The following is a 6,773-nucleotide window of genomic DNA, read 5'->3' as shown; positions in this document are numbered from 1 at the left end:
GCCCCCCCCCCCCCCCCCCGCCCCCCGCCCCCCCCCCCCCCCCCCCCCCCCCCGCCGCGGCCGGGCGCGCCCCCCCCGCCCCCCCCCCCCCCCCCCCCCCCCCGGCTCCGCACCGGAGCCGGGGCGGTGCCGCGTCGTCAGCGCTGCAGCGTCAGCAGGCCCGGCCGGTAGGGCCACTGGCCGTAGTCGCCGCCGGAGCGGGGATCGCGTCCCTGGTAGAGGAAGCGCAGGTTGCAGGGATCGACCGTGAAGGTCTGGTCGGCGCCGGTGCGGATCAGTTCGCCGTGGCTGATGTCGTTGGTCCAGGTGGCGCCGCTGTTGGCCTTGCCTGCGAAGGGGTTGCTCTCGGTCGCGGCCTGAGGCGTCCAGGAACCGTTCAGGCTGGTGGCCGTGAACGAGCGGAAGTACCGCCCCTGCGTGCCGTCCGCCTCGACGATCATGAGGTAGCGGTCCTGGCCCTGGAGCTTGTAGACCTGCGGGGCCTCGAACAGGTTCTTCACCGTGTCGCTCATGACCGTCGTGTACGACGAGCCGAAACTGCCCGGGAAGTTCCCGATCGGCATGCTCGCCCGGTAGATCTTGCCGTTGTCACCGGCGAAGAACAGGTACATGTTCGTGCCGTCGCCGATGAGCGTCTGGTCGATGGGGCCCGTTCCGGAGTCGGCGATGGTTCCGGAGAAGAGTTCCTGCTCGGCCGACCAGCCGTTCGGGTTGGTGGGGTCGGTCGACGTCCGGTAGGAGAAGGCGGTCCTGCCCCACTGGTAGGCGAGCACCCAGATGTTCTTCGGCGCGAAGTAGAAGAGCGTGGGCGCGACGGCGGAGTTCGTCATCGTGTTCTGGCTCGCCGAGGCCATCTCCGACCAGTCGGTGAACGGGGTGAAGTTCATCGAACCCCAGCCCGCTCCCGTTCCCGCGGCGCCGTGCGTCGTCGCGTAGACGAGCTGCTTGCCGTTGTGGGGAGCGACAGTGAAGTCCTTGAGCGAGGCCCATCCCGCCTTGGGCTGCGCCAGCGCGCCCGTCGACGACCAGCGGTACGTCGAGGGAAGGGCACAGGTTCCGGGGGTGTCGCCGGAGACCTTGACGAGCTGCCACTGCTGGTTGGCGCCGCCCCAGTCGTCGTACTGGACGATGTTCCCGCCGTCGGCGGTGGAGGCGCCCTGTACTTCGAGGGCCTTGTTGCTGTGGCGCGCGATGAGCCGCACGTAGCCGTCCGCGCTGTCGGCCGGCCGCCACTGCTGGTTGGTGCCGTTCAGGTCGGTCCACTGGACGACCGGGGTGCCGTTGGCGGTGGACCCGTTCTGGACGTCCAGCACCTTGCCGGAGTGGCGGGACTTGAGGCGGTAGTAGCCGTCGCCGGAGGCGACGAACTGCCACTGCTGCTGGTTCTGGTCGTTCCTGGTCCACTGGGTGATGCGGGCGCCGTCGCCGGTCGCCAGGTTGTAGACGTCCAGGGCCTTGCCGCTGTTGCGGTTGACCAGCACGTACCAGGCGTTGGTGTCGACGGTCGCCGCGGCGGCGGGCGGGGCGCTGAGGAGGGTGGCCCCGAGCAGCAAGGACGACAGGACCGCGAGGACGAGGCTCAGGACCAGGGGTGGGCGGCGGAATCTCATCAGGAGGGCTCCTTAGGGAGGACGGGGACGGGATAGGGGTGGAGGAGGCCGCACATGCCGAAGAGCGGATCCTCCGGGCGCTCCAGTCGCGACACTTCGCCGTGGTCGAGGTGGGAGAGGTCTCCGTTCCGCAGCGCGTCCAGTTGGCAGCCGGTCGTGAGGGCGGCCGCCAGCGGGCCGTCGCGCCAGCGGATCCACCAGGCGTCGAGGAGGTCGCCCTTCAGGCGGCGGGCCGCCTCGTGGAACTCCCGCAGCCCGCCTTCACGCAGGGCCAGGAATCCCTGGAGTGCCAGGTCACGGCGGTGGCGTGCCGCCGCTGCGTGGTCCCCGGTCAGGACGGCCGCCGCCTGGTAGGCATCGGGATCGGCCAGCACGGGCGCGGGGAAGGTGAAGACGGCGTCGCCCGCCTCGGGGAGCCCGCTGTTCTGCATGAGCACCACGAGGCGCAGGCCGCCGGCGTTGACGAGGCGGTGGATCGTTCCGGGGGTGAACCAGACGACGTCGCCGGGGCGCAGCGGCGTGTCGGCGAATCCGGAGGTGGTGAGGGTCTGGACGCTGCCCTCCCCGCCGATGACGACGTACGCCTCGGAGCAGACGAGGTGCATGTGGGGCGTGCCCCCGCACAGCCCGTCGGCGGCCTCCCAGTCGTACACGGTCAGTCCGGAGATCCCGACGCCGCCGGGGAGCGGGGTCACCACGGGTGTTCCTCGACATGGCGGGCCAGGCGCGCGGGGGTCCACGCGCCGTCGGCCACGACGATCCGGTAGCGGCGCGACAGGGTGTCGCCCGGGGCCAGCGGCAGTTCCTCGTCGAACGCCAGGGACGGGTTGACGGCGGGGATGGGCTCGCTGCGGACGAACCAGCGGCCGGGGACGTCCGGGTCGTCCAGGAACAGGAGCGTGGAGGAGCGGTCGACCTCGTCGTGTCTGCCGACGAAGGCCAGCCGGTCGCCCTTCTCTCCCATCGCGGGGCCGATCACCTCGCCGCCGGTGAACTCGCGCGGGCCTCGCCAGAACAGGCCGGAGTATCCCGCGAGTTCTCTGCCCTGGGTGCCGGGGCTGCCGAACATCAGGACGGTGTCGTGGACGTTGGTCAGCGCGGTGGTGACCTCCAGGGTCCAGGAGTCGGCCCCGACGTCGCGCGCGGTCAGCGTGCGGTGCTCGTCGATCCAGTGCTCCCCCGCCATGGTGTGCCATGCCAGGTCCTCGGTGATCACGGCGCGGCCGTGGTCCGTTTCGGTGGACACGGCGACGCTGCGCATCGTGCCGAGGTTCGGCAGGTCGACGTAGCCCCGGCCGCGCAGATAGGTGCCGCCGCCCCAGAAGTTCTGCCCCGACACCCATGACGCCGTGAACTGGATGCCCTTGTGCCAGCGGTGGTCGTGCGGCCGGTATCCGGTGACCACGTCGCCGGCGAGCGTGCGCACCGGATGCAGATAGGGCTTCGGCGCTTCGAAGGGGTCCATGACCGGCCGGTGCACGTAGCGGAAGAGGTCGACGCCGCGGGCCCGGACGATCAGCGAGTCCTCGTTCTCGAGGATTTCGAACGTCATCGGAACACCTCCGGGCGTCCCCCGTCGAGCGCGCCGTAGAACGGGTCGGTCGCGTCGATCTCCCCGCGCCGCACCGGCAGGCCGGTGATCGCGGCCTTGTACAGGGCGGTGACCAGTTCCATGGTGGACCTGCCGAGGTCGGGCCGGATCCCCGCCTCGTAGCCGTCCAGGAAGTCCGCGAGCTGGGCGGTGTGCGAGCTGGGCAGGTCGTCCGGCGGCTCCCACGTCGCGCGGGGCGTCCTGGCGGTGAACGTCCAGTCCGCGTTGGAGTAGCCGTACAGGTGGCGCAGTTCGACCGTGGCGTCGGCGAGGTCGAACCGCAGGTAGCTCTCCTCGCGCGGGGAGAGGACGCTGTTGACGACCGTCGCGATGGCTCCGTTCTCGAACCGGACCAGGGCCGTGGACACGTCCTCGGTCTGGACGGCGCGCTCCAGACGGCCGGCCATCGCGCGTACCTCGGCCCATTCCCCGAGTACGTACAGCATCAGGTCCATCTGGTGGATGCCGTGGCCCAGGGTCGGGCCGCCGCCCTCGCTCCGCCAGGTTCCGCGCCAGGGCACGTCGTAGTAGGCGTCGTCGCGGTACCACGCCGTGACGCACTGCGCGACCATGGGACGGCCCAGGGTCCCGGCCGCGATCCGGTCCCGGAGGTACCGGGCCCCCGAGCCGTACCGGTGCTGGAACACCGCGCCCGCGGCGGCGGGCCCTTCGGCGGCCTGGATCCGGTCGAGCTCGGCCATCGACAGGGCCACCGGCTTCTCGCACCACACCCATGCCCCCGACTCCAGGCAGGTCACGGCCTGTTCGGCGTGCAGGAACGGCGGCGTACACAGGTGCACGACGTCGGGGCGCTGCTCGTCGAGCATCGTGCGCAGGTCGGTGTAGAGCGCTGGGATGCCGTGTTCGGCCGCGAACGCCTCGGCGCGCGCGGCGTCCACGTCGACGGCCGCCACGATCTCGGCCCGGTGCGCCTGCGCCCGGAGGGCGGGAACGTGGCAGATGCCGGCGATCCCGCCCGTTCCGACGATCGCCGTTCTGATCATCCGCCCAGCACCTTCCTGATCGCGTGGTAAGCGGGCTTGGGCGTCAGGTTCTCGTCGTAGGGCAGCGCGGCGCCCTCGCCGGGGAACACGGAGGGGATCCACGAGTACTTGTCCGTGTAGTCCCAGATGGTGACGCCGACGCACTTCCTGACCGCCAGGCAGGCCTTGACGTAGTCGGCGTACCAGGTGGCCTGGGTGGCGAGCTTCTCGGGGGTGGCCGGGAGGTTCATGCGGATGTCGAGCTCGGTGACCGCGACCTCGACCCCGAGGTCGGCGAAGCGCTGGATGTTCTCCTGGACGCCGGCGGGGAAGCCGTACTGGAGTGCCAGGTGGCCCTGGAGGCCGAAGCCCTCCACCGGGACGCCGTCGGCCTTCAGCTGCTTGATGAGCCTGTGGTAGGCGTCGCTCTTGGCGTTGACGCCGTCGACGTTGTAGTCGTTCAGGTACAGCTTGGCGTGTGGGTCGACCTCGTGGGCCCAGCGCAGGGCGTCGGCGATGTAGCCGGGGCCCAGCGTCTTGTAGAAGAGCGACTCGCGGTAGGTGCCGTCCTCGTTGAAGGCCTCGTTGACGACGTCCCAGTGGATCACCCGGCCCTTGAAGTGCCGGACCTCCGTCTGGATGTGGTTCTTGAGGACGGCGCGCAGTTCGTCTGCGGTCCAGCTGCGCCCGGTGAGCCAGGCGGGGAGCTGGTTGTGCCAGACGAGGGTGTGGCCGCGGACCTTCTGGTGGTGGGCCTTGGCGAAGGCCATGACCTCTTCGGCGGCGGTGAAGTCGAAGACGCCGCGCCGGGGTTCCGTGGTCTCCCACTTCATGGCGTTGCCGGGGGTGGTCTGCCCGAACTCGCCGCCGAGGAGCTTCAGGTAGGCGGCGTCGGTGAACTCGGGGTTGTCGGTGGCGGAGCCGAAGTACTTGTGGTGCTTCTCGGCCAGTTCGGCGAGCGTACGGGGACGGGGCTCGGCGGTCGCGGGCGCGGCGGCGAGGCCGGCCGCGAGGCAGGCGGCGGCGGACAGGGCGATGAGGTGCCGGGACACGGGCATGGATGACTCCTCGGGTCGGGGCGGTTCAGTCGAGGACGACGGTGGTCAGCGCACGCGGGGCGAGCGTGGCGGTGAGGGTCGTACCGTGCGTGGAGACGACCTCGGCCGGGGTGATCGAGCGGGTCTCGTCGGTGACGTAGGCGTCGGGGTGCCGGTCGTGTCCGCCGCGGAGGGCGAACTCGGCGGACTTCTCGGTGGTCGCGGTGTTGAGGATCTCGACCACACGGCGCCCGTCGGTGTTGCGGAAGGCCGTGATGCGCAGTGCGGGGTCGGCGTTCGTGACCGGTACGCGGACGGCACCGGGGCGGATGAACCGGCTGAAGGCGGCCAGTGCCCAGTACCGCTTGGACACCCGGTAGTCGTCACCGGGGTCGGCGAGCCGGATGAGCCCCCGGGTCGCGCCGAGGGAGGCGCCGGTCCAGTAGACGTAGGCGTTGGCGACGGTCAGGGTGTTCTGGATGTCGGCCGCGACGGTGAGGCCGTCGTAGCCGCTGCCGTCGTCCCAGTTCTCGTTCCAGGTGGTGCCGTCGGGCGACCACTCCGACATCCACACGTGCTGGTCGGTGGGCTGCGGGACCGAGGTCGGGCCGCTGTAGCGGTGGCCGGTGACGGTGCGCACGGCCTTGTCGGCCGCGGGGTCCGCCTCGACGGCCTCGGTGTAGGCGACCTGCCGGTCCCAGCCCGCGGCGTCGCAGCAGACCAGCCCCGTCCTCAGGCCGGACGCGCGGACGGTCGGCCCGAGGACCTTGAGGAAGTCGACGGCCTGTTTCGGGGTGAAGCGCATCGAGGCGTAGGTCGCCGTCCAGTCGGGTTCGTTGGTGAACCCCAGGTCGGTGATCCCGATGCCCTCCCGCTGGTAGAACTTCGCGTACTGGACGAGGTAGTTCGCGTAGGCCTGACGCCATGCGGGCAGGAGCTCGCCGCCGCCGTTCTCGCTGCCGTTGGTCTTCATGAAGGCCGGCGCGCTCCAGGCGTCGGCGTAGAACCGTTCGACGCCGTACGCCTTGGCCTCCTTGGCGAGCCAGACCTGGCCGCCGTCCCAGCCGTCCCAGACGTACTTCGGCGTGGCGTCCGGCCCGCCGGGATCGGCCGGCAGGATCGTCGGCATGTGGTCGTAGACCCGGTCGGTCGACGACCCGATGCCCAGGCGCAGGATCGACAGGCCCGCACCCTTGTCCTTGCTGAACAGCAGGTCGAGCACCTCGCGCCGCTTGGCCGGGCCGAGGCCGCGCGCGCCGTGCAGCAGGTCGGCCCGCTGGAAGGCCATGGAGAAGCCGAATCCGTCGATGGGCTGGAGTGCGGTCCGGAAGTCGATGGCGGGGCGGGCGGGGTCGGCGGCGGGTGGTGCGGGGTCGGCGGCGGCCTGCGATGTTAGCGTTAACATCACGACGGCCGTCAGGGCGGTCAGGCGTTTCACAGGGTCTCCTCGGGGGTGGAGGTCACGTGGGGCGGGTCAGCCCTCGGTGGCACGTGCGGGGCGGTCCTCGGTGGCACGTGGGACGGGTCAGCCCTCGGCGGCACGTAGGACGGG

At 71.0% G+C, this 6,773-nt stretch carries 6 protein-coding genes; all 6 read right to left on the bottom strand.

All coding sequences use genetic code 11. The features are described 5' to 3' along the window. Positions 1-137: 137 nt before the first annotated feature. From ACIGW4_RS15560 to ACIGW4_RS15535, 6 genes are read right to left on the bottom strand one after another with little or no spacing between them, the layout of a single operon-like run. Positions 138-1,610: a non-reducing end alpha-L-arabinofuranosidase family hydrolase gene (locus ACIGW4_RS15560; protein ID WP_399580840.1), complete on the bottom strand. Its 1,473-nt coding sequence runs from the start codon at positions 1,608-1,610 to the stop codon at positions 138-140. Beyond that, a complete protein-coding gene (locus ACIGW4_RS15555) occupies positions 1,610-2,305 on the bottom strand; it encodes a cupin domain-containing protein (protein ID WP_398707081.1) in 696 nt (231 codons plus the stop codon). The genes ACIGW4_RS15560 and ACIGW4_RS15555 overlap by 1 nt, the downstream gene beginning before the upstream one ends. Further along, positions 2,302-3,162 (bottom strand): PmoA family protein, encoded by an 861-nt coding sequence (locus tag ACIGW4_RS15550; protein WP_399580839.1) that lies wholly within the window; start codon positions 3,160-3,162, stop codon positions 2,302-2,304. The genes ACIGW4_RS15555 and ACIGW4_RS15550 overlap by 4 nt, the downstream gene beginning before the upstream one ends. Next, entirely contained in the window at positions 3,159-4,205 is a 1,047-nt protein-coding gene (locus tag ACIGW4_RS15545; protein ID WP_123456873.1) for a Gfo/Idh/MocA family protein, read from the bottom strand. Before ACIGW4_RS15545 ends, ACIGW4_RS15550 begins: the two co-directional genes overlap by 4 nt. Then, positions 4,202-5,242: an endo-1,4-beta-xylanase gene (locus tag ACIGW4_RS15540; protein WP_399580836.1), complete on the bottom strand. Its 1,041-nt coding sequence runs from the start codon at positions 5,240-5,242 to the stop codon at positions 4,202-4,204. The genes ACIGW4_RS15545 and ACIGW4_RS15540 overlap by 4 nt, the downstream gene beginning before the upstream one ends. A gap of 25 nt (positions 5,243-5,267) precedes the next feature. Continuing rightward, positions 5,268-6,659 (bottom strand): glycoside hydrolase, encoded by a 1,392-nt coding sequence (locus ACIGW4_RS15535; RefSeq protein ID WP_399580834.1) that lies wholly within the window; start codon positions 6,657-6,659, stop codon positions 5,268-5,270. Positions 6,660-6,773 lie beyond the last annotated feature (114 nt).

Source organism: Streptomyces sp. NPDC053513 (assembly GCF_044544765.1).
In the GTDB taxonomy this organism is placed as follows: domain Bacteria; phylum Actinomycetota; class Actinomycetes; order Streptomycetales; family Streptomycetaceae; genus Streptomyces; species Streptomyces litmocidini.
This window is presented reverse-complemented; position numbering and strand designations above follow the sequence as displayed.